A 21,118-nucleotide genomic window follows, 5' to 3' on the forward strand; every position below is an offset into this window, starting at 1 on the left:
GGGCAGGACTCTGACCTCTGTTGTTGCATCGAACACCACATGGATTTTCAGCAGGGCCTGATCAGCACCGTCCATGACTACAGCTTGGGCAATCTCGATGCGGTTGCCTTCAACCGGGAGCTGAGTCAGCGACCCACAACCCTGCTGATCCCCTGCCTGATGGAGGAATTCAGCCGCCCGGCCCTCGGCCTGATTCGCGACACACTTTCGAGCCTGAAGGGACTCAACGAACTGGTGGTGGCATTGGCGGCCACGAGCGCCGAAGACGTCAAAGCGGCGGAAAAATTTTTTGAAGGGATGCCCTTCCCCGTGCGGGTGCACTGGACCAACGGCCCCGCCGTGCGGGAGTTGCTCGAATCCGTCGGTGAACTGGGGCTCGACGTGACCGGACCACCAGGCAAGGGCTGGGCCGTATGGCAGGGATTAGGGGTGGCATGCCAGAACGCTGAGGTGGTTGGGCTGTTCGATGCCGACATCAGAACCTTTGGATCGGCCTATCCAGAGCGCATGCTCCGCCCCCTGCTGGATCGTTCCCACGGCATTGCCTACGTGAAGGCGTTCTACAGCCGCCTTTCCCTCGAGACCCAAGCGCTTCAGGGCCGAGCCACTCGTTTGTTTGTTGGCCCATTGCTGGCCAGCCTGGAGCAGATTTTCGGGCCTCTGCCCTACCTGTCGTACCTGCAATCCTTCCGCTATCCCCTGGCTGGTGAATTCGCCTTCACCACCGATCTGGCGATGAATCTGCGCATCCCGTCGGACTGGGGACTGGAGGTAGGCCTGCTATCTGAGGTGTATCGCCATGTGGCCCCCAGCCGCATCGCTCAGGTGGATCTGGGGTTGTTCGACCACAAACACAAGGAGCTGGGCCAACAACCCAGCGAAGGCCTGCAGCGCATGGCAGGCGAAATTTTCGGCACGGTGCTGCGCGGCCTGATGGAACACGAAGGCTGCATGATGTCGATGGATCAACTGCCAACACTTGAAGTGCTGTACCGGCGGGTTGGCGAGGATCGCGTGAGGCAGTTCGGCCTTGATTCAGCCATCAACCGATTGCCTTACGACCGCCATGGCGAAGAACTGGCGGTTCAAAACTTCGCCGGCCTGCTGCGACCCGGCCTGGCCAAACTGATGCAGGCGCCGATCGCCCATCAGCTGCCGAGCTGGTCGCGACTGCGCAGTTGCAATTCAGCTCTTCAAGCTGATCTGGCCGCAGCAGGACAGGCAGATCGCACATCCTTGAAACGCCCGAATCACAATCCGCAACGCATCACCTCTGAGCTCGCTGCTTGAAGCCAACGCATTGAGCCTCAGCCCAGCTGCTCCCGCTGTCGCGTGATCCAAACTGTTTCAGCGCGCTGGGAATGCCACGCCTGAAGCAATTGCTTGGCCAACACCTGCAGCTGCTGTGGATCGATTGTTGATTCGATCGCGCGATTCATCCGCTCAACATCGAATTGCTGAGAAACACTCAAACCGATCGCTTTCTCCATTCTGCAATCCCCATGATCAACAAAGCAATCATGCAAAGAAGCGACGAAAAAGAATTGTTTCAGCTGAAACGAAAGAGCCACTCTGTGCGATCTTCAAAACGCTAAGGGCGCTTACTTGTCAAAGCCCAGAGCAACATCGTGACGGTTGATACACAATCGACCGACTCTGTATCAACTCATCTGTATCAAATCTAAAGGCGTGCTGATTCGGTGACCAATCAAACACTCCTCTTGTCTTAAGACCACGAGATTGGCATCATTCGAGATGCTCAAGATGATTGAGTGTGTTTACCAGAACGACACCAGCCGAATGGTGATCGTGAAATGCATTGGTGCCGAGCACTTCTACCGAGAGAAGGTGGTGATGCCCACAGAGGTCTTTTGGTTCGAAGCCCCCGAGGATGCACGCCTGGAAATCTGGAAAATGTCGATGACAGGGCAGATGCTGCACGTGCGTGCCGACGTGAGCGATTACGCCATGAATGAAGAGCCTGCAAAAGAATCCATCTGGGCCAGTTGAACTGACCCAGAAAGAGCCATCACGAGCGAAGCTCTACACGCTCAGGAACTGATCAACAACAGTCTGGCTGAGTTCACTGGTTGAGCCACTGGAAACAATGCCGCCCCGTTGCATGGCGTAGTAGCGATCAGCCTGGCGAACGAAGTGGAGATGTTGCTCCACCAGCAACACCCCGATCCCGGTGTCGGCGATGATCCGCCGAACAGCCGCTTCAATATCCTGAACAATGTTGGGCTGAATACCCTCCGTGGGCTCATCCAACAGCAGCAACTTCGGCTTGCCAAGCAACGCACGGGCGATGGCCAATTGTTGTTGCTGACCCCCACTCAAATCGCCGCCCTTACGCGGTAGAAACTCCTGAAGGATCGGAAACAGCTCATATACAAATGGATCAATGTGGCGATGCCGGGCCAATCCACCCGGCAACGCCTCCATTCCCAAAAGCAAGTTTTCTTCCACCGTGAGCTGGGGGATGATCTCGCGACCTTGCGGCACATAACCAATCCCGGCCCGAGCCCGCTGATGCGGTGCCTGACGATCCAATTGAGCACCGTCGAACGCCATGGTTCCGGAGCGGGGGCGCAACAGACCGATCAGCGATTTCAACAGGGTGGTTTTACCCACACCATTGCGGCCGATCAGACAAACCATCTCCCCCGATTTCACGCTGAGATCAACATCCCGAAGAATGTGACTTTCGCCGTAAAAGGTGTTGAGGCCTTGAATCTCCAGCAGGTTCGTCATTGGTTCTCCTCCTCAGTGGTGCCGAGATAAACCTCAATCACCCGGGGATCAGCCTGCACTTGATCCATCGTTCCCTCACAGAGGACATGGCCCTGGTGCAGCACCGTCACCGGACTTTCAAGCCGTCGTATGAATTCCATGTCGTGCTCAATCACCAGCACGGTGTGATCCCCGGCCAACGACTTGAGCAGATCCGCCGTCAGATCGGTCTCCTCATCCGTGAGCCCAGCCACCGGCTCATCCACCAGCAACAGGTCGGGATCCTGACCCACAAGCATGGCGATCTCAAGCCACTGCTTCTGGCCGTGGGACAACGCCCCAGCAGCCCAATCGGCACGGTTCTGCAGATTGACGATGCTCATCAGGTGATGAACACGATCGCGCTGCTCCCCATTCAGGCCCCCCACGAGCAATGACCAAGGCTGCTTCGGCTGGCTCACCGCCAGAGCCAAGTTCTCCTGAACGCTGAGCTTCTCAAAAACACGAGGGCTCTGAAACTTGCGGCCAATGCCAAAGCGCGCAATGCGGTGCTCGCGCGTTCCCACCAAAGAGCGTCCTTTGAACACCACATCCCCTTCAGTGGGAGCGGTCTTGCCAGTGATCACATCCAGGAACGTGGTCTTACCGGCGCCATTCGGGCCGATCACGGCACGCAGCTCCCCAGGCTGAAGGCTGAGGTTGAGATCACGCAGAGCCAAAAAGCCATCAAAACTGACGGTGATTTGGCGCAACTCCAACAAAGCCGTACTCATGACTGAACCTCTTCCTGACCTTCAAGATCGAGACGCGGATAGGTCTCACTCCGACGGGCAATGCCGAATCGGTTGAGCCAATTGCGAGGGCCATCGCCTCGGAACCAACCAATGACGCCCTCAGGCAAGGCCGTCACCACGAGGATGAACAGGCCCCCTTGGATGAACAGCCAACTTTGGGGGAGAGCTTCGCTCACCAAACTCTTGGCGTAGTTGATGGCCACAGCGCCGAGGATGGCTCCCACGAGCGTGCCTCGACCCCCCACCGCAACCCAGATCACCATCTCAATCGAGAAGGGAACGGTCATGTACTGCGGCGAAACGATGCCCGACTGAACGGTGTAAAGCGCACCACCGATGCCTGCCAAACCACCAGCGATGGCGAAGACGATCGTCTTGAACAGGGTTGGGTTGTAACCGGCAAAGCGCAGCCGGGGTTCGTCATCGCGAATGGCGATCAACACGTCTCCAAACCGGCCCCGCACCACCCACCGCAGAAACAGCCAGGCCAGGATCACCACCACAGAGGTCAACCAGAAGAATCCCCGCTGCATCTCCGGGGAACCCACCATCTGGCCGAACAGCTGGGTAACATCGGTTTTAAGGCCGTTGGTGCCGTTGATCAGCTTCTGCTGGCCGTTGAAGAAATTGAAGAAAACAAGCAAAGCCGCCTGGGTGAGGATCGAGAAATAAACCCCCTTGATCCGGTTACGGAACACCAGGTTGCCGAGCACGGCAGCCAGCACAGCTGGAACCAGCCAGATCGCCACCAAGGTGAACAGTGGGGAATGGAACGGCTCCCAGAAGGCGGGCAACCGATCCACGCCATACAGGCTGAAGAACTCGGGAATGCCGTTGGGCAGATCACCCGAGCTGTTTAGCTGCAGGTACATCGCCACGGCGTAACCGCCGAGGGCAAAAAAGATGCCCTGGCCCAGGCTGAGCAAACCGGTGAAGCCCCAGATCAAGTCGATACCGAGGGCAACGATCGCCAAAGAGAGGAACCGACCCAACAGATTCAGCCGAAACACCGGCAGAACAGCAGGCGCGGCAACGATGGCCGCAACGATCACCACCCAAAGGATGATCAAGGGCCAACGGCGTTGTTGAAAGGCTTGAAACATCAGATCAGGCCTCCACCATGCGTCCTTTTTGCGGGAACAGACCCGCGGGACGGAATTGAAGGAACACCACGATCAGAGCGAACACCATCACCTGGGCCATGCTCGTGGTGGCGAAGAAATCAACAGCACCAGCCAGGGGGGCCGGCATGTCAGGCCAGATCGTCAGCAGACGTCCAGCACCGATCAGGTCGGTGAGCAGGCCAATGGCAAAGGACGCGAGCACGGTGCCCAACAGGTTTCCGACGCCACCGAGCACCACCACCATGAAGCAGCCCACGATGTAGGACCCGCCCACGTTGGGGCCCACCGAACCCAACAGGGAAACAGCAACCCCCGCCACACCGGCCAAACCGGAGCCGATGCCAAAGGTGAGCACATCAACGGTGTCGGTGGGGATGCCAAGGCAATCACTCATCGAACGGTTCTGGGTCACAGCACGAATGCGCATGCCCCAAACGCTTTTGTTGAGGAACCACGTCACCCCAACCACCGCAACGATCGTGATAACGATGATCACCAGGCGCGGCACAGGAAAGGTGATATCCATGAATTCGATGCCGCCACGCATCCATTTGGGTGCCGTCACATCCACATTGCGGGAGGTGGCCCTGGCAATGCGGCTGATTTGTGAGGCCAGGCCACCGGCCAGCAGCACACCGCCCAGGGCTGAAACAGCCCAACTCCCCGCACGCACCAAACGAGCTCGAGGCCCCGAAAGAAGCGAGGAGGGAAGCAGCAGCGGCAGGCCAAAGCCCAGCACCAACGCCAGGATCAGGCCGGCGGCGTGGGCCAGAGCAACACTCCGCACGAACTGCTGAAGAATCAAGCTGACGCCCCAGGTCGCGAGCAGGGTCTCCAGCGGGTTGCCGTAGAGCCGGCGAATCACGGTGCGTTCCAGCAGGATGCCGACCACACCGCTGACGATGAAAGCCAGGGGAAGCGCCACCAGCACGTAGGCGTTGTAAACCGGCTGCAGCGCAGGCAGCTTGAAGATCAGCTGCACCACGTAGGTGGTGTAGGCCCCAAGCATGATCAGCTCACCATGGGCGAGGTTGATCACGCCCATGAGGCCGAAGACAATGGCCAGTCCGAGGGCGGCCATCAGCAGCACCGAGCCGATGGCAACACCGTTGAACAGGCTTTCGAGAAGCAGTTGCACGGACGTGTGAAACGAAGCGTTCAATGAAACGACGAAAGGAGGAGCCCGTCACCGGGCTCCTCCCTGAAGAGCAATCATGCTGTGATCAGAAGATCAGAGCTTGTACTTCTCACCCTTGGAGTCGTCGGTCCAGTCGCAAGCGAAGCCCTTGGAGCTGGGCTCGAACTGGTTCCAGGCCTGAGGAGCCACGGGGCCATCGGTGGATTCGAGGATCTCGAACTGACCGTCAGCAGTGATCTGGCCGATGCGCACGGTCTGGGAGAGGTGGTGGTTGGGCATCACCTTCACAGGTCCCTGAGGCGCGTCGAACTCGATGCCGACCAGGGCCTCACGCACCTTGTCGTCGTCGAAGCTGTTGGCCTTCTCGACAGCCTTCTTCCACAGGTAGACCATGTTGTAGGCCGACTCCTGAGGGTCAGCGACCTGGCGGTCGGCGCCGTACTTGGCCTTGAAGTCAGCAGCGAACTTCTTGGATGCCGGTGTGTCGATCGACATCATGTAGTTCCAAGCGCCGTAGTGGCCCTCAAGGAACTCAGAACCGATGGTGCTGATCTCCTCTTCCGCGATGGAGTAGCTCATCACGTAGTAGCCGTTATCGGGGGTGATGCCGGCGTCCTGGATCTGCTTGAAGAAGGCGACGTTCTGGTCACCATTCAGGGTGTTGATGATCACACCACCGTCAGGCAGGGCCTTCTTGATCTTGGCGATGATCGGAGCAACTTCGGTGTTGCCCAGAGGCAGGTAGTCCTCACCGACCACTTCGCCACCCAGGGACTTGAGCTGTTCCTTGGTGATGGTGTTGGAGGTGCGGGGGAAGACGTAGTCCGAACCCACGAGGAAGAAGGGCTTGCCAGCGGCAGGCGACTTTTCATACATGAACTTGGTGGCAGGCTCCGACTGCTGGTTCGGAGTGGCACCGGTGTAGAAGATGTTGTTGGAACACTCCTGACCCTCGTACTGAATCGGGTAGTAGAGGAAAGCGTTCTTCGACTCGTACACAGGCAGCATCGCCTTGCGGCTGGCGGAGGTCCAGCCACCGAAGACCACGGGCACCTGGTCCTGGTCGATCAGCTTCTTGGACTTCTCAGCAAAGGTGGGCCAATCGGAGGCACCGTCCTCGACGATGTACTCGATCTTGTACTTCTTGCCATCAACTTCAACGCCACCGGCGGCGTTGATCTCATCGATCGCCATTTTCTCGGTGTCCACCAGGGTGGACTCGGAGATGGCCATGGTGCCGGTCAGCGAGTGCAGGATGCCGACGGTGACGCTGTCGTCGTAGTCAACGTTGGCAGCCTTGTCACCGCCACCGCATGCGGTCACGGCAAGGCCTAGCGATGCCGCGGCCATGCCGGCGAACAGGCGCTTGGAGAGAGGGGTGCTCATGGAATGAGAGGGCACTTAAAAGCTTGGACGCGCGAAACGCCCTGAAATTCGACCATCGCTACAGGTGGGGATTTGAAACGTAACAACGGGAACACTTTTGGCCCCAAAAGCTTGTGTTTTCATGATTTTGGTAGCTGTTGCAACAGGAACTCCACCACCTGCTCCAGGCCTTCACCACTGTGGAGATTGGTGAAACACCAGGGCCGGTCTCCCCGCATCCGCCGGGTGTCCTCTTCCATCACCCCAAGGTCGGCACCGACCTGGGGAGCCAGGTCAATTTTGTTGATCACCAGCAGATCGGAGCGGGTGATGCCAGGCCCTCCCTTGCGGGGGATCTTGTCGCCGGCCGCCACATCGATCACGTAGATGCAGAGATCCACCAGTTCCGGACTGAAGCTCGCCGCCAGGTTGTCGCCACCGCTCTCGACCAGAACAAGATCGAGATTGGGAAACTGCGTCTCCAGCTCCGCCACGGCAGCTCTGTTGATCGAGCAGTCTTCGCGGATCGCCGTGTGAGGGCAACCACCGGTCTCCACGCCACGAATCCGCTCTGGATCCAAGGCACCAGCACGGGTGAGGAACTGGGCATCCTCCTGGGTGTAGATGTCGTTGGTGACCACCGCGAGCTGCAGGTTGTCGCGCAAGCGGCGACAAAGCGCCTCCACCAGTGCGGTCTTGCCGGATCCCACAGGACCCGCCACCCCCAGGCGCAGTTTGCTGCTCATCAGCTTCGAAACAGGCGTGAATACAGCTCAGCATGGGCAAGCTGAGCCATGCCCGCACCCACACCGCTGCTCCAGAGCTGCTGCGGATCGGCCGCCTGGAGCAGCTGCGCTTGGGAGGCAATCAGCGGCAGCAGCCGCTGTTGCAGCACCTGCGCTCGGGAGGGTCCCAACGGCAGCAGCCGCACCGAGGCACTGAGCTGATTGGCAACCCAGCCGTAGAGGTATCCCTCCACCATGTCTCCCGCTGGAACCGACAAGCCCACAGCAGCCCAGGCCCAGGCCGCTGGCCAGCTCAGGGCCACCGGCTCAGGAAGCTCGTATCCCATATCGGACATCAACTGCAGCAGCGACATCCCCATCTGACGCTGCTGGGCTCGCAGCTCCGCGGCTTCGCGAGTAGCCAACAGCCAACCATCCAGATCGATCAGGCGCGCCTTGGCCGCCACATCGGCCTGGGTGGACCACCCCACCAAAGCCTCCGCCAGAGGCATTAATGCCGCGGCTTCCAGCCGCACCGCGCCCCGTTGCAGTTCGGCCTCCAACCAAGCCTGGATCGCCTGCTCATCGGCGATGGATCCCGCCTGAATCAACACCTCCAGCCCCTCGGAATAGCTGAAGGCGCCAACGGGCAGGGCCGGGCTGACCAGTTGCAGCAATGCCAGAGAAGTCATCCGTGCTGATGGCCTCCGTAGGCACCGCCTTCGGGGGCAAACGGCTGCAGACAGCGGCTGACCGTTAGTCCACGCCCTTCCAGCATCGTGGCGAGAACGGAATCCTCCGGCAGCAACAGCTCCTTCTCATGCAGCTCCAGGGCGACATGGCGATTGCCCAGGTGATAAGCCGCCTGCAACAGCTCCAAAGGATGCGCCCCCTGCACCCGCAGCAACGCTTCAGGCGCTGCTGTCACCTCCACAACAGTCGAACCAGACTGATCCCCCAGCAGATCACCAGGCTGGAGAGAACCCTCCCGGGGCAACTGCAGCAGCACCGGACGACCGCAGGAGGTGGTACGACGGCCCCGCAGCACCGTGCGCTCTTCGGCCGTTAACGGCAACTGCAGGGTGGCCGTGGCACTGCTGTTCTGCAGGCGCTGCTCCAGCACGACCACCGCATCCGTCACCAGCAGCTCCTCTCCAGTTCCACAAGGAAAGCGTGCCGATCAATCAGCAGCGCTTTGGTGTGCATTGCTACAGAGTTGAAGCCGGTGGCGGCGGAGCGTGAGGCCATGCAACGTCTTGATCCCTGGCACGGCCGCTGCGACCTGCAGTTTCATGCCACCAATGGCAGCACCAAACACCAGGGGGGCTGCACGGCTCCGTTCAAGCTGCTTCGCAGTGAACGCGGCGATGACGGACGCTGCGAGCTGCCGGTGCTGCACACCGCCGGAGGCCTGGTGGGCGGCGATCAACTCAGCCTGGACTTCAAGCTTGAGGCCAACAGCCGCGGCCTGATCACCAGCGTGGCGGCGCAGAAGGTTTACGGATCGATCGGCCGCAGCCGCCTGCAACCCGAGGGCTGCTTTGCCCATCAACAGGTGCGCTGCTCACTGGCCAGCGGCAGTGACTTCGAATGGCTGCCGCAGGAACTGGTGCTGTACGCCGATGCCCTGTTCGAGCAGCAGCTGACGGTGACCCTGCCCCAGGACGCCTCCTTTCTCAGCGCAGAGATCGTGCGCTTGGGCCGAACCGCCGCCGGCGAAACCCTGCAGCAGGGACGATGGCGCTCGAGCCTCACCATTCAGCGCCTCGCAGGCAACCGCTCAACCTGGGAGCTGGCGGATCGGGTGGAGCTCGGCGGCGCCAGCCTGGATAGCCCGCATGGGCTGGGAGGCGCCCCAGTATTCGGAACACTGGTGTGGGCCGCACCGATGGCCATGGGTGCCGAAACAACAGCAACACTGCTGGAGGGAGCGCGGGCCGACCGCGAAGGCCTGACGGGCACAATGCGCTGCAGCGCCCTGAATCAGGGACTGATCGCCCGCTATTCCGGCGAGTCGAGCCGTGATGCCCGCTTCTGGTTCAGCCGGATCTGGGAGCGAACGCGAACGATCCGGGGGCTGACAGGGCCTCGCATCCCCAGGGCCTGGCCCCTGCAGGAACAGCCTCTGCGCCGACAAACGTCCACTGTGAACGCTTTCAAGGCTGCAGCGGAGACACACTGAAGAGGACCGAGCTTCGCTATGCATCTCAGTCCCCAGGAAAAGGACAAGCTCCTGATCGTGACCGCGGCACTACTTGCTGAGCGGCGCTTGAACCGTGGCCTGAAGCTCAACCACCCCGAAGCGGTGGCCTGGCTCAGTTTTCTGGTGCTGGAAGGTGCCCGTGACGGCAAGAGCGTGGCGGAGCTGATGCAGGAAGGCACCACCTGGCTGCGTCAGGACCAGGTGATGGAAGGCGTGCCCGAACTCGTCCATGAGGTGCAGATCGAGGCCGTCTTTCCCGATGGCACCAAGCTCGTCACCCTGCACGACCCGATTCGCTGAGGCAGAACCCATGGCACCTCTCATCCCAGGCGAACTGCTCCCCGAACCGGGTGAACTGGAGCTGAATGCAGGCCGACCCGTCACCACGCTGAGCGTCTCCAACAGCGGCGACCGGCCGGTGCAGGTGGGCTCCCATTTCCATTTCGCCGAAGCCAATGCCGCCCTGCAGTTCGACCGGGCCGCAGCCCGCGGTCAACGGCTCGACATCCCCGCCGGCACCGCCATCCGCTTCGAACCCGGCGACAGCCGCGACGTGAACCTGATTCCCTTCGCCGGTGCGCGACGCGTCATCGGCTTCAACGGCCAGATCAACGGACCCCTCGACGCCTGACCCATGCCCTACCGCATCTCCCGCCAGGCCTACGCCGAGACCTACGGACCCACCACCGGCGACCGGATTCGCCTGGCCGACACCGATCTGATTCTGGAAGTCGAGAAGGACTACACCGTCTACGGCGATGAGGTGAAGTTCGGCGGCGGCAAGGTGATCCGCGACGGCATGGGCCAATCCCAGACCCCTCGAGCCGAGGGCGCCGTCGACACGGTGATCACCAATGCCCTGATCCTCGACTGGTGGGGCATCGTCAAAGCGGATGTCGGCCTCAAGGACGGCCGCATCGTTGGCATCGGCAAAGCCGGCAACCCCGACACCCAGGAAGGTGTGACGATCGTGGTGGGCCCAGGCACGGAAGCCATCGCCGGGGAGGGCCACATCCTCACCGCGGGAGGGATCGACACCCACATCCACTTCATCTGCCCCCAGCAGATCGAAACGGCCCTGGCCAGCGGCGTGACCACCCTGATGGGCGGCGGGACTGGACCGGCCACCGGCACCAATGCCACCACCTGCACCCCCGGCGCCTTCCACATCGGACGGATGCTCCAGGCCGCTGAAGGCCTGCCGGTGAACCTGGGCTTCTTCGGCAAAGGCAACGCCAGCACCCCGGAAGCGCTGGAAGAACAGGTGCGCGCCGGCGCCTGCGGCCTGAAGCTGCACGAAGACTGGGGCACCACGCCCGCCACCATCGATGCCTGCCTTTCGGTGGCCGATCGGATGGATGTGCAGGTGTGCATCCACACCGACACCTTGAACGAAGCCGGCTTCGTGGAAGACACGATCGCCGCCATCAAGGGACGCACCATCCACACCTTCCACACCGAAGGCGCCGGCGGCGGCCATGCCCCGGACATTATCAAGATCTGCGGCGAGGCCAACGTGCTGCCGAGCAGCACCAATCCCACCCGGCCCTACACCCGCAACACGCTCGAGGAGCACCTCGACATGCTGATGGTGTGCCACCACCTCGATCCGAAGATCCCCGAGGACGTGGCCTTCGCCGAATCGCGGATCCGGCGCGAAACGATCGCCGCCGAAGACATCCTTCACGACCTGGGCGCGTTCTCGATCATCGCCAGCGACTCCCAGGCCATGGGCCGCGTGGGCGAGGTGATCACCCGCACCTTCCAGACCGCCCACAAGATGAAGGTGCAGCGCGGTGCATTGCCGGAAGACTCGGCTCGCAACGACAACCACCGGCTCAAGCGCTACATCGCCAAAGTGACGATCAACCCGGCGTTGGCCCACGGCATCAGCAGCGAAGTGGGGTCGATCGAAACCGGCAAGCTCGCCGATTTGGTGCTGTGGAAGCCAGGCTTCTTTGGCATTCGCCCGGAACTGGTGGTGAAGGGCGGTTCGATCGTCTGGGCCCAGATGGGCGATGCCAACGCCTCGATTCCCACCCCCGGCCCGGTGCACGGCCGGCCGATGTTCGGCGCCTTCGGCAAGGCCCTCGCGCCCAGTTGTCTCACCTTCGTGAGCGAAGCGGCAATGGATGCCGACATCCAACGCCAGCTCGGGCTGGAGCGCACCTGCATGGCGGTGAAGGAGACCCGCAGCGTGGGCAAGAGCGCCCTCAAGCTGAATTCAGCGTTGCCCAAGGTGAGCGTGGACCCACAGACCTATGAGGTGTTCGCCGACGGTGAACTGCTCACCTGCGAGCCCGCCGAGGTGCTGCCCCTGGCCCAGCGCTACCTACTGCTTTGAGCCCCTCGCTGCTGGTGGTCCAACACGTGGACCACGAAGACGCCGCACTGGTGGGAGAACTAGCGCGGCAGCGGGGCCTGACACTCGAGATCCTGAGGCCCGACCGGGGGGACCCACTGCCGGACCCCAGGGCGTGTGCCAACAGCATCGCCCTTGTGCTCGGTGGCCCGATGAGCGTGAACGACCGCGAGCAACCAGGCATGGACTGGTTGCAGCAGGAACTGGACTGGTTGAGGGCCTGGCACCAGCAACGCCGACCGGTGCTGGGCATCTGCCTGGGGGCGCAGCTCTTGGCTGTGGCTGCAGGGGGGACCGTGCAACCGCTGCAGGTGGGAGCACCACCGCAGCAGCTAAAGGAACTGGGGCTCGGCGCGATTCACTGGGTCGCGGATCCCAGTGATGAGGCCCTGCTCAAGGGGCAACCAAGCAGCAGCCTGGTGCTGCATTGGCATGGTGATCGCATCCACCTCCCGGCTGATGCAACCCTGCTGGGTTCTTCACTGCATTGCGCCGAACAGGTGTTTCGGATCGGAGCCCACGCCATTGGCCTGCAATGCCACCTCGAGATCGACGGTGAAGCGCTTGAACGCTGGATCGCCAACGACCACGACTACGTGGTGAACGCCCTTGGAGCTGAAGGGCACGATCGCCTGAGCCAGGACTGGCGCAGGCTGGGCACCACGCTTCAGGAACAAGGCCGAAACTTCTTCAGTGCTGCGCTCAATCAACTGATTGAGATCAGCCAGACCCACTAATTCCTACGGACAAAAATAAACAAAACCAAAAACTTTTCTGAAGAGGTATCAACCTGAACACCACTTCGGCATTTGCAAGGGCTTCAATATTTCTGTAGCAACAGCTACCGATCGTTCACTTCGCATCGCGCGAAGCGCAGTTCGCCTCAGGCCATGGAACGGGGACCTGAGCTTGCTTCGAGGACCATCCAATGACCACCCTTCTCTATCGCGGGCATCAATACCAGCAAAACAACGCCACTCAGGGCAAGCCTGGGGTACAGCTGGTTTACCGCCGCAACGTGTATCAAGCCCGCCAGATCAACAACCACAGCACTCCGGTGCAGCTCGTGTACCGCGGCGTGCGCTACACCCGCTAGGCCAACTTCTCAATCCGTAGCAACTCGAACATTCCAGTTCCGAGGATTGAGGCGTAATAGATCCAGCTTCAGCCAAGACGTTGGATCTCATCACCTCTCGCCTCGACCAGGGCCTCGTGCAAGTGAGTCCCTCCAGCGTGCATGGCGTGTTCTGGCTGCAAACCCACTTTCCGTCTCAGGAATGGGATGCCCTGCTGTCTGGGCAAGCCGCCTTTGGCATGGATTGCATCGATGACCTGATCACCGACGCACGTCAGGCCGGCCTGAATGTGGAGTGGGAAGCATCCGTCCCCAGCTGAGCACTTCTGAATTCCCCAGAAGCCCTGCACACGGCTGCGTTGCAGGGCTTTTTTAATGGCTTATCGACTCTGAATACTCAAGCCACCAAGCGGTTGAGCATCGGCAATTCCGACAGCTCATCCCTCCACTCCTGGGCCCAGAGGGCCTGACTGCGCTCATACACCTCCATCAACTGCTCCACGGCGCAGTCGTGGAAATCAACACGCAGATCCAACAGCGGAAAAGCAGCTTCACCACTCACCTGCACCGCTGCTGAGGTGCAGAACGGAGAGCGATGGTCACCGCCCGCCGCTTCCCCGGCCTGCAGAGCCATCATCAGACGGCGGCCCAGTTTCAAGCTGGGGTCGCTGGTGAGAAAGGCCTGTTCCATCGCCGCCAACACACCCTCATCCACCAAGCAATTGCCGGCAACAGACAGATCACGCTGATGGCGATGCCCTGCCCAAGGGCCGCAATCCTGCCCCGTCCAACAGGCCGTGCGACCGTCCAGGTCGATCAGGTGAAACTGACGCCGGTCTCGGTGCTGGTCATCCGCCAGCAAGCTGGCCAGAACGCTCTCGGCATCGGAACTCTGCTCAAGGCGCTCAAGACCACAAATCCCCAGATACGGATTGGTGTGGGCCTGGGTGGCGACGGCACCTACACCGGCGCGGATGTGGGGCACGGTGGATCCAACGGCCAGGTGACAGGTGGCCACAGCCACGCCAAAGCGACCGTTGCTGGGGTCCCGGGCCAGGATCGAAAAGGTCACGGCAGCTGACGGTCGAGCCGCAGCAACGTTTCCAGCAGCACTGCGGTGCCCGCCCAGCACTGCTCGTCACTGGTGAACTCTGCAGCGGAATGACTCAGGCCGCCCCGACTGGGCACAAAAATCATGCCCATCGGCCAACGGCGGCCAACCTCCTGGGCATCGTGGCTGGCGCGGCTGGGGAGATGGCTGTGGGACAAGCCGAGATCGGCTGCGGCCTCAGCGATCGTGGCCATCACCACAGGGTCAGCAGGGGTGGGATCAACGCTGAACTGGGGGTCCACCGCAATCGGGCAGCCGGTTTCAACACCGATGCGTTCCACATGCTGCATTAACTCCTCAACCAACTGTTCGAGAACGGTGGGATCCACATCCCTGAGGTCAACGGTCAGGGCGACAGCGCCGGGGACAACATTGGCGGCATTGGGCCAAACCTCTAGTCGACCCACCGTCGCCACCGGATCTCCGGGATGACGGGAGGCCATGGCCTCGACGGCAAGAACAAGACGCGAGGCCGCCACGAGGGCGTCCTGCCGCAACCCCATTGGTGTGGTGCCGGCGTGATTGGCCTGGCCCCTCACATTGATGCTGAACCGACGCTGACCAACAACACCCTCCACAACACCGATGGCATCGCCGCGTTGCTCGAGCACGCCACCCTGCTCAACATGCAACTCCAGGAAAGCGGCATAGGCCTCATCGGAGCGGCGAGCCGAGGCCAGGGAGGGCCAATGGCCGCCGATGCGCGCCATGTTGTCCTGAATCGGCTGACCATTACTGGTGGCATAACTCTCCGGGTCATCGGAGGCCGTGCCCGCCAAGCCCTTGCAGCCCACCATGGTCGACTCCTCGTCGGCAAAGGCGATCAACTCGATGCCATGCCGCAGGCGCAGGCCCTGGTCTTGAAGAGCGCGGCAGGCTTCCAGACCGGCCAATACCCCCAGGGCCCCATCAAAACGTCCGCCAGTGGGAACCGTATCGAGGTGCGATCCGGTCACCAGGGCAGGACAGTGGGGATCGAGGCCCTCGAGGCGTCCGATCAAGTTGCCAGCGGCGTCAACACGCACCTGCATGCCGAGCTGCTTCATCCAGTGGGCCAGCAACTCACGGCCCTGCACATCCTCCGGCGAGAACCCGCGTCGACAAACGCTGCCATCGGGCTTGGCACCAATGCTGGCCAGCTGCTCAATCGTTGCCACCAAACGATCACGGTTTGGTCGCGCTGCAATCTTGGCTGGCTCAACCCGCGATGCAGGGGTGGTCGGAGAAGCCGAGATGAGCGTTGGCAATGCCGTGACCTTTAGTTCAAACGAACCGACACCTTCGCCTGAACGGACCGATCGGCCTGTAGCTAGCGCAACGATTTAATCCTGACCAAAGAATTCAAACGGGCATCAGCACACGCCAGCCCAGGCGGTCCGCCTCCCGGCGGGCCAGGGCTGGCACGTCTTCCGCCACAAACATGCGGTGCAACATCTGCACGCCCAGCAGGTGATTGATCACCGCATCCATCTGCACACGCTCCGCGTCGGTGGTGGCCGGATCCTCGTGACGGGCAAACAAGGCACGCACGCCGGCTTTGCTCAACAAACCAGCGGCATCGATCGCCTCATCACTGAGGTAGTCGTCGGCGAGCTGCTTCATCTGCTCCCACTTCTCGGGCTCCGTGTGGGCTGGCGGTGCCATGAAGGCGAACTTCTCACGCCGGTACAACACCTCCGGCAACAGGCCGGCCATGGCTTCCCGCAGCACGTATTTCTCGGTTTTCCCCTTGATCCGCAGCTCAGGCGGCACCTGAACCGCAACAGCGGCCAAATGGTGATCGAGGAAGGCGGGTCGCGCCTCCATGGAATTGGCCATGTCGACCCGGTCGCCACCCCAGGTGAGGATCTGGCCCTCCAGCATGGTCTTGATCCAGACGTACTGGGCCTTATCCAGGGCATGGCGCCCGTCCAGTTGATCCGCATCCAGCTGCGCGGCAATCGCCTTGCCCGGGGAGTAATCCTTCAGGGCGGCGGCATGGGTCTCCGCCAGAAGTTCCGGCACCAAGGGCGCACAGGCCAGCCAGGGCTGCAGGCAACTGGGGGTGAAGCCAACCACCGCATCAAGATCGGGGTCATCCACCTGGTTTTCAGCCAGCATCGCCCCTTTCACCAGGGCATTGGACTGCTGCAACAGGCTTTCCCAGCTGGCGCGCTCCTCCTGCGGCAGGTCATCAAGACCGTGGAGGAACATGTCGCGGCGAAAGGCCGGATAGCCGCCGAACAGCTCATCTGAGCCTTCGCCAGTCATCACAACCTTGTAATCCACGTCGTTGACGTGGCGGCTCATCAAGAACTTGGCCACCGCCAGGGTGTTGTAGATCGTTCGCTCGGCATGCCAGATGGTGCGCTCCATGTGGCCATAGAGCTCCTGACCCGAGAGACGCATCAGATCCTGCTCAGCACCGGTGGCCTCGGCCATCTCCCGAGCAATCGGCGACTCGTCGTAACGGGCGTCGTCAAAGCCGATCGTGAACGCCTTCACCGGTGCCTGGCTCACGGCTGAGGCCAAGCCAAGGATCGAACAGCTGTCAATGCCGCCGGAGAGGTAACAACCCACCGGCACATCAGCCACCATGCGCAGCTCAACGGCCTCCAGCAAGGCCGCACGAACGGCAGCGATATGGTCGGCTTCGGTTCGCTTGGGGTCTCGCTCGTCCTTCCGCGGAAAGTCGACGTCCCAGTAGGTGGACTCCGACACTTCCAGATGGCCATTCACCCGTTGCACCTTGAGCACATGGCCGGGCTTCACCTGATGCACCCCGGCGAAGGCTGTGGTGCCGGGAACCATGGTCTGCATCAACTGGTGGAACAGACCCTCCGAGGTGAAGCGTCGCTCCACCGCCGGATGGGCGAACAGCACCTTCAATTCGGAACCGAACACCAGACCCTCAGGCGTCATCGCCCAGTACTGCGGTTTGATGCCGAAGCGATCCCGCACCAAGTAAAGGCAGTCTTCGGACCGATCAAACAAGGCGAAGGCGAACTCACCGCGCAACAGGGGCAGGGTCGCCTCAAGGCCCTGGCGTTGATACAGCCGCAGCAGGATCTCGGAATCGCTCTTGCTGCTGAAGCGCACGCCCTGGGCGGTGAGGTCAGCCCTGATCCGCTGGAAGTCGTAGAACTCACCGTTGTGGGCCATCAGCACCTCACCGTCATCGGTGAGGAAGGGCTGCCGGGCCCGTGACTCATTCAGGTCAATGATCGAAAGGCGGGCATGGCAGAAGCCGACGCCGGCCTGATCGAGCACCTCAACCCCGAAGCCATCGGGCCCGCGATGGGCCTGAATCGCCGCCATGTTGACCAGCAGCTGGCGATCCACCGTCTGCTGACGGTCGGCATTGAAAACACCTCCGATTCCGCACATCAGCTCACCTCAGATCACATCCATCACGCGTTCGGCCCGATCCACCATGCAGGTGAGCAGGGCCATCCGCAGGAACACAGCTCCCCTGGCCTGGCTGAAATACCAGTTGTGAGGCGTGTCATCCATGCAAGTGCTCAGTTCCGCCCCCCGCGCCAAGGGATGGAGCACGATCGCTTCCGGTTTGAACGGCATGTCGCGGGTGAGGCGGAATCCCCCGCCGTGTACTTCATAGGAGTCGCCGACCCAGGCAATGGCATTGATGTAAACGACATCCAAGTCGGGCACTTCATCCTGAAGATCCGTGCTGGAGCGCACCTTCATGCCACAAGCTTCAAGCTCCTCCAACTGTCCTGGGTCGAACAGCGGCTGATCCGGCTCCAACTCGGGGGCGTGAATGACCACCACCTCGTCCACGGTCTGCGGGAATTTGGCCAGGATCCTCAACAGGGAGCGAACCGTTCGCATCCGCGAAGGGATTCCGACAATCCCAATGCGAATCCGATCAGCGGGTGCCACTTCAGCTTCAGCAAGCTTGGGGCGCCACTTGAAGATCGTGTACAGATCGGCCATCGCCTGGGTGGGATGCTCATCGATCCCATTTCCAGCGTTGATGATCGGGATCCGAAGGGTGGACGTCATCGCGTAAACGGCACCGGGATCGCTGTCCCGAAGCACCACACAATCGCCATAGTTGTTGAACATATGGGCGACATCTTCGAGAGACTCGCCCTTGGCGATCCCTGTGGTGGCCCTGTCGGTGATGTTGATGGAAGTACCGCCGAGTCGGTGCCAAGCACTGTCAAAAGACAGCCGCGTGCGCGTGCTCGGTTCGTAAAACGCGTTGATCAGAATCTTTCCGGTAAGCGGCGTGTTGTGCCGGCAATAGCGATCTGGATTGCTCTCAAATTTCGCCGCCAAGCGAAACACCTGCAACAAGACCTCGGGGCGGAACGGTTGGATCGACACCACGTGCTGATCCACCAGATCCTTCAAAGGCTCAGAGTCTTCAGCAATCGCAGCCAGCAGCTCCTGGGGTTGGTTCTGCCCGTAGACATCGGGCCCCATCGGCTCAAACCGAATCTGAACCGAAGACGCGTCCACAACTGCTGTTTTGGCCTGTGCCATAGCGGAATCGGATCAACACTCTGTTTGCCAAACCGAGTGCTAAAGCCAGGAACTACATCTTTCACCGGTAACAACAACCACACTGCTGCGTCCACGAAGAAGCAGCTTCTTAAGCAAAGATCCGGAAAGGATTGTGCTGGGGTGGACGGCTAAAGGAGACATCACCAAACCCGGCCATTGCGCCACTCCACCCACCAGATCAGCAGCAGCACGAGCACCGACAGGACCAGGGCGAACTGACTGGCCACCAGCAGAGTCTGAAAGCCCGACAGACCAACGAGGCCGGCGATTAAAGGAAGCGTTTGGATCATCCCTCCTCCTGCAGCAAGGTGAAGTCGAAGCGTTCTGGCCAGAACCGACTGCCCATCAGCATCACAACCGCCGACACGGCCGCCGAAAACACAGCAGCGCAATAAGGCGCGATCAGCACATAGGCGAGCAGGCCCACAACGCTGCCGGCAAGCATGGCCGCAATGGCAGCCGTGCGGTTGGCCGTGCGCCAGTACAAACCGCAGGCCACCGGCCAAACCGTGGAGGCCACCAGGGCACCAGTGAAGAACAGCACCGACGCCAGCGAATCCAGCCGCGGCCAGGACAGCGCCAGAGTGACGACGGCCAGCCCCACCACCATCAGCCGCGCCGCCTGCTTGAGCTGAAGGTCGCTGGCCTGGGGCCGCAACAGGCGGAAGTACACATCCTCCGCCAACAGATCGGCGGTGGATGCCAGCAACGAATCCAGGGTGGAGGTGAGCGAAGCAAACACCACCACAAACACCAAAGCCGCGCCACCGGCCCCGAGCAGATCGGCTGCCATCACAGGGAACACCATGTTCACCTGCTCGAGGGGCAGCTCACGGGCCAGGGCCACGAGGCCAATGGAGCCCGTCACCATCGGCACGCTCATCCAGGCGATGCCCCCCAAAACAAAAGAGGTCATCACCACCGAGCGCCGGCTGGCGAACACCCGGGACCACCAGATGTTGTTGTGAAACACTTCGCCCATCGAAAAGAGGGCGGAATTCCAGGCGATCAACAAGCCCGCCGGCAGCAGCAGATCAAGCCGATCGGGATGCCGGGCCACCAAAGAGGCATGCACCTCAGGCATCGGGAATTGACGGAAGGCAAGCACCGCCACCACCGCCAGCAACACCATGATCAACAGCGACTGGATGAAATCGGTGCCAATCACGGCCCGCATCCCACCGAACAGGGTGTAGGCGGTGGCAACACCAATCACCACCACCATTCCCACGTGGTAATCGAAGCCTGAAAGCGCCTGCAGCAGCAGGCCAGCACCCATCGCCTGGGTCATCAGAAAGCCCAGGGTGTAAATCGCGGTGATCACCATGAACACCCACCAGGCCAGACGCCCGTAGCGCAGGCGAATGAAGTCGCCGCTGGTGCGCCCGTTGGGCATCAACTGCTTGATTCGCGAAGCCAGGGGGGCGAACAGAATCAGGCCAAGCCCGGCCAGGGCATAGCTGAACATTCCCCAGAGGCCGGTTTTGTAGCCGAATTCAGGGGCGAGCAGGGTGGTGTTGCCGGTGACCCAGGAGGCCATCAACGTGGCCGTACTCAGGGCCAGCCCGATGTTGCGCCCCGCCAGCATGTAGTCGTCGGCATTGCCTTGACCGCGCCGGCCCCAGGCAATCCCCAGCGCCACCCAGAGCACAGAGAACAGCACCACCAACGCCCAGGCGATCCCGGGCTGAAGGAAGGGAACCGAGTCAGCGGACATCCGTCGACCCCCTGCGATTCCAATACAGGTGTCCGCGCAGAATCATCACCACCGTCGCCGCAGTCACAACGGCACCAAGGGCAAAGATCAGTCGCGCCCAGAGCAATTCATCCAAGGCGAAGAGCGTTTGAACTCCAGAAACAGGTAAGCAAAAGAGGCGTCCCAGCTCCAGCTGTCGCCTTCGATTTCGGTGCCTTCGGATACCCAAACATCAGGCGGTCAGCGTCCGATCGCCCGAAATTGCGGAATGTGTAGCAAC

The 21,118-nt window shown here is 61.3% G+C and carries 24 protein-coding genes; 9 read left to right on the forward strand and 15 right to left on the reverse strand.

What is annotated here, in order from left to right; all coding sequences use genetic code 11:
* The first annotated feature begins 39 nt into the window (after positions 1–39).
* A complete protein-coding gene (locus SynRS9902_RS13060) occupies positions 40–1,290 on the forward strand; it encodes a glycosyl transferase (RefSeq protein ID WP_186509445.1) in 1,251 nt (416 codons plus the stop codon).
* A 17-nt stretch (positions 1,291–1,307) separates the two neighbouring features.
* Here the strand turns inward: SynRS9902_RS13060 and SynRS9902_RS13065 are convergent, their stop codons facing one another.
* On the reverse strand, positions 1,308–1,439 hold the full coding sequence (locus SynRS9902_RS13065) for a hypothetical protein (protein WP_370586308.1): 132 nt from the start codon (positions 1,437–1,439) through the stop codon (positions 1,308–1,310).
* 325 nt (positions 1,440–1,764) lie between these two features.
* Here SynRS9902_RS13065 and SynRS9902_RS13070 point away from each other — a divergent pair, with 325 nt between their 5' ends.
* Complete coding sequence (locus SynRS9902_RS13070; protein WP_186510669.1) at positions 1,765–2,010, forward strand: DUF1830 domain-containing protein; 246 nt, start codon at positions 1,765–1,767, stop codon at positions 2,008–2,010.
* 33 nt (positions 2,011–2,043) lie between these two features.
* Here SynRS9902_RS13070 and urtE read toward each other — a convergent pair whose 3' ends face one another.
* From urtE to ureE, 8 genes are all read right to left on the reverse strand, one after another.
* Positions 2,044–2,754, reverse strand: a complete 711-nt coding sequence (gene urtE / locus SynRS9902_RS13075; protein ID WP_186509447.1) for an urea ABC transporter ATP-binding subunit UrtE — start codon at positions 2,752–2,754, stop codon at positions 2,044–2,046.
* A complete protein-coding gene (gene urtD, locus SynRS9902_RS13080) occupies positions 2,751–3,506 on the reverse strand; it encodes an urea ABC transporter ATP-binding protein UrtD (RefSeq protein WP_186509448.1) in 756 nt (251 codons plus the stop codon). Before urtD ends, urtE begins: the two co-directional genes overlap by 4 nt.
* Complete coding sequence (urtC, locus tag SynRS9902_RS13085) at positions 3,503–4,630, reverse strand: urea ABC transporter permease subunit UrtC (protein ID WP_115160971.1); 1,128 nt, start codon at positions 4,628–4,630, stop codon at positions 3,503–3,505. Before urtC ends, urtD begins: the two co-directional genes overlap by 4 nt.
* A 4-nt stretch (positions 4,631–4,634) precedes the next feature.
* Positions 4,635–5,789: a branched-chain amino acid ABC transporter permease gene (locus SynRS9902_RS13090; protein WP_186509449.1), complete on the reverse strand. Its 1,155-nt coding sequence runs from the start codon at positions 5,787–5,789 to the stop codon at positions 4,635–4,637.
* A gap of 93 nt (positions 5,790–5,882) precedes the next feature.
* Positions 5,883–7,175 (reverse strand): urea ABC transporter substrate-binding protein, encoded by a 1,293-nt coding sequence (urtA, locus tag SynRS9902_RS13095; protein ID WP_186509450.1) that lies wholly within the window; start codon positions 7,173–7,175, stop codon positions 5,883–5,885.
* A gap of 119 nt (positions 7,176–7,294) precedes the next feature.
* Positions 7,295–7,900: an urease accessory protein UreG gene (gene ureG / locus SynRS9902_RS13100; protein ID WP_186509451.1), complete on the reverse strand. Its 606-nt coding sequence runs from the start codon at positions 7,898–7,900 to the stop codon at positions 7,295–7,297.
* Positions 7,900–8,571, reverse strand: a complete 672-nt coding sequence (locus SynRS9902_RS13105; protein WP_186509452.1) for an urease accessory protein UreF — start codon at positions 8,569–8,571, stop codon at positions 7,900–7,902. The genes ureG and SynRS9902_RS13105 overlap by 1 nt, the downstream gene beginning before the upstream one ends.
* The gene (gene ureE / locus SynRS9902_RS13110; protein ID WP_186509453.1) at positions 8,568–9,020 is read right to left on the reverse strand and encodes an urease accessory protein UreE; all 453 of its coding nucleotides are present in this window, start codon (positions 9,018–9,020) and stop codon (positions 8,568–8,570) included. Before ureE ends, SynRS9902_RS13105 begins: the two co-directional genes overlap by 4 nt.
* 105 nt (positions 9,021–9,125) lie before the next feature.
* Here ureE and SynRS9902_RS13115 point away from each other — a divergent pair, with 105 nt between their 5' ends.
* From SynRS9902_RS13115 to SynRS9902_RS13145, 7 genes are all read left to right on the forward strand, one after another.
* Positions 9,126–10,061 (forward strand): urease accessory protein UreD, encoded by a 936-nt coding sequence (locus SynRS9902_RS13115; RefSeq protein WP_186510670.1) that lies wholly within the window; start codon positions 9,126–9,128, stop codon positions 10,059–10,061.
* 18 nt (positions 10,062–10,079) lie between these two features.
* On the forward strand, positions 10,080–10,382 hold the full coding sequence (locus tag SynRS9902_RS13120; protein WP_006851427.1) for an urease subunit gamma: 303 nt from the start codon (positions 10,080–10,082) through the stop codon (positions 10,380–10,382).
* A 10-nt stretch (positions 10,383–10,392) separates the two neighbouring features.
* Positions 10,393–10,713: an urease subunit beta gene (locus tag SynRS9902_RS13125; protein ID WP_115009789.1), complete on the forward strand. Its 321-nt coding sequence runs from the start codon at positions 10,393–10,395 to the stop codon at positions 10,711–10,713.
* Positions 10,714–10,716: 3 nt separating this feature from the next.
* Entirely contained in the window at positions 10,717–12,426 is a 1,710-nt protein-coding gene (gene ureC, locus SynRS9902_RS13130; RefSeq protein WP_186509454.1) for an urease subunit alpha, read from the forward strand.
* Positions 12,423–13,181, forward strand: coding sequence for a type 1 glutamine amidotransferase (locus tag SynRS9902_RS13135; RefSeq protein WP_186509455.1), 759 nt, complete (start codon positions 12,423–12,425; stop codon positions 13,179–13,181). Before ureC ends, SynRS9902_RS13135 begins: the two co-directional genes overlap by 4 nt.
* A gap of 191 nt (positions 13,182–13,372) precedes the next feature.
* On the forward strand, positions 13,373–13,540 hold the full coding sequence (locus tag SynRS9902_RS13140) for a DUF4278 domain-containing protein (RefSeq protein WP_186509456.1): 168 nt from the start codon (positions 13,373–13,375) through the stop codon (positions 13,538–13,540).
* Between the two features lie 80 nt (positions 13,541–13,620).
* Positions 13,621–13,839, forward strand: coding sequence for a hypothetical protein (locus SynRS9902_RS13145; protein WP_115009785.1), 219 nt, complete (start codon positions 13,621–13,623; stop codon positions 13,837–13,839).
* 77 nt (positions 13,840–13,916) lie between these two features.
* Here SynRS9902_RS13145 and SynRS9902_RS13150 read toward each other — a convergent pair whose 3' ends face one another.
* The 6 genes from SynRS9902_RS13150 to SynRS9902_RS13175 all read right to left on the reverse strand — a co-directional run bounded on the left by SynRS9902_RS13150 (position 13,917) and on the right by SynRS9902_RS13175 (position 20,859).
* Complete coding sequence (locus SynRS9902_RS13150; protein ID WP_186509457.1) at positions 13,917–14,591, reverse strand: DUF1028 domain-containing protein; 675 nt, start codon at positions 14,589–14,591, stop codon at positions 13,917–13,919.
* Positions 14,588–15,877, reverse strand: coding sequence for a Zn-dependent hydrolase (locus tag SynRS9902_RS13155; protein ID WP_186509458.1), 1,290 nt, complete (start codon positions 15,875–15,877; stop codon positions 14,588–14,590). The genes SynRS9902_RS13150 and SynRS9902_RS13155 overlap by 4 nt, the downstream gene beginning before the upstream one ends.
* Before the next feature lie 94 nt (positions 15,878–15,971).
* Positions 15,972–17,996, reverse strand: coding sequence for an asparagine synthase (glutamine-hydrolyzing) (asnB, locus tag SynRS9902_RS13160; RefSeq protein WP_186509459.1), 2,025 nt, complete (start codon positions 17,994–17,996; stop codon positions 15,972–15,974).
* Positions 17,997–18,005: 9 nt separating this feature from the next.
* Positions 18,006–19,121, reverse strand: coding sequence for an aspartate carbamoyltransferase (locus SynRS9902_RS13165; protein ID WP_186509460.1), 1,116 nt, complete (start codon positions 19,119–19,121; stop codon positions 18,006–18,008).
* A 161-nt stretch (positions 19,122–19,282) separates the two neighbouring features.
* Entirely contained in the window at positions 19,283–19,432 is a 150-nt protein-coding gene (locus SynRS9902_RS13170) for a hypothetical protein (RefSeq protein ID WP_186509461.1), read from the reverse strand.
* On the reverse strand, positions 19,429–20,859 hold the full coding sequence (locus SynRS9902_RS13175) for a sodium:solute symporter family protein (protein ID WP_186509462.1): 1,431 nt from the start codon (positions 20,857–20,859) through the stop codon (positions 19,429–19,431). Before SynRS9902_RS13175 ends, SynRS9902_RS13170 begins: the two co-directional genes overlap by 4 nt.
* Between the last annotated feature and the right edge of the window lie 259 nt (positions 20,860–21,118).

The organism is Synechococcus sp. RS9902 (assembly GCF_014279635.1).
GTDB lineage: Bacteria > Cyanobacteriota > Cyanobacteriia > PCC-6307 > Cyanobiaceae > Parasynechococcus.

Excerpts from the sequence above, each read along its gene's own strand:
- SynRS9902_RS13060 (WP_186509445.1), top strand. The coding sequence starts at position 40 with ATGGATTTTCAGCAGGGCCTGATCAGCACCGTCCATGACTACAGCTTG.
- SynRS9902_RS13065 (WP_370586308.1), bottom strand. The coding sequence starts at position 1,439 with ATGAATCGCGCGATCGAATCAACAATCGATCCACAGCAGCTGCAGGTG.
- SynRS9902_RS13070 (WP_186510669.1), top strand. The coding sequence starts at position 1,765 with ATGATTGAGTGTGTTTACCAGAACGACACCAGCCGAATGGTGATCGTG.
- urtE (WP_186509447.1), bottom strand. The coding sequence starts at position 2,754 with ATGACGAACCTGCTGGAGATTCAAGGCCTCAACACCTTTTACGGCGAA.
- urtD (WP_186509448.1), bottom strand. The coding sequence starts at position 3,506 with ATGAGTACGGCTTTGTTGGAGTTGCGCCAAATCACCGTCAGTTTTGAT.
- urtC (WP_115160971.1), bottom strand. The coding sequence starts at position 4,630 with ATGTTTCAAGCCTTTCAACAACGCCGTTGGCCCTTGATCATCCTTTGG.
- urtA (WP_186509450.1), bottom strand. The coding sequence starts at position 7,175 with ATGAGCACCCCTCTCTCCAAGCGCCTGTTCGCCGGCATGGCCGCGGCA.
- ureG (WP_186509451.1), bottom strand. The coding sequence starts at position 7,900 with ATGAGCAGCAAACTGCGCCTGGGGGTGGCGGGTCCTGTGGGATCCGGC.
- SynRS9902_RS13105 (WP_186509452.1), bottom strand. The coding sequence starts at position 8,571 with ATGACTTCTCTGGCATTGCTGCAACTGGTCAGCCCGGCCCTGCCCGTT.
- SynRS9902_RS13115 (WP_186510670.1), top strand. The coding sequence starts at position 9,126 with ATGCAACGTCTTGATCCCTGGCACGGCCGCTGCGACCTGCAGTTTCAT.
- SynRS9902_RS13120 (WP_006851427.1), top strand. The coding sequence starts at position 10,080 with ATGCATCTCAGTCCCCAGGAAAAGGACAAGCTCCTGATCGTGACCGCG.
- SynRS9902_RS13125 (WP_115009789.1), top strand. The coding sequence starts at position 10,393 with ATGGCACCTCTCATCCCAGGCGAACTGCTCCCCGAACCGGGTGAACTG.
- ureC (WP_186509454.1), top strand. The coding sequence starts at position 10,717 with ATGCCCTACCGCATCTCCCGCCAGGCCTACGCCGAGACCTACGGACCC.
- SynRS9902_RS13140 (WP_186509456.1), top strand. The coding sequence starts at position 13,373 with ATGACCACCCTTCTCTATCGCGGGCATCAATACCAGCAAAACAACGCC.
- asnB (WP_186509459.1), bottom strand. The coding sequence starts at position 17,996 with ATGTGCGGAATCGGAGGTGTTTTCAATGCCGACCGTCAGCAGACGGTG.
- SynRS9902_RS13165 (WP_186509460.1), bottom strand. The coding sequence starts at position 19,121 with ATGGCACAGGCCAAAACAGCAGTTGTGGACGCGTCTTCGGTTCAGATT.
- SynRS9902_RS13170 (WP_186509461.1), bottom strand. The coding sequence starts at position 19,432 with ATGATCCAAACGCTTCCTTTAATCGCCGGCCTCGTTGGTCTGTCGGGC.
- SynRS9902_RS13175 (WP_186509462.1), bottom strand. The coding sequence starts at position 20,859 with ATGTCCGCTGACTCGGTTCCCTTCCTTCAGCCCGGGATCGCCTGGGCG.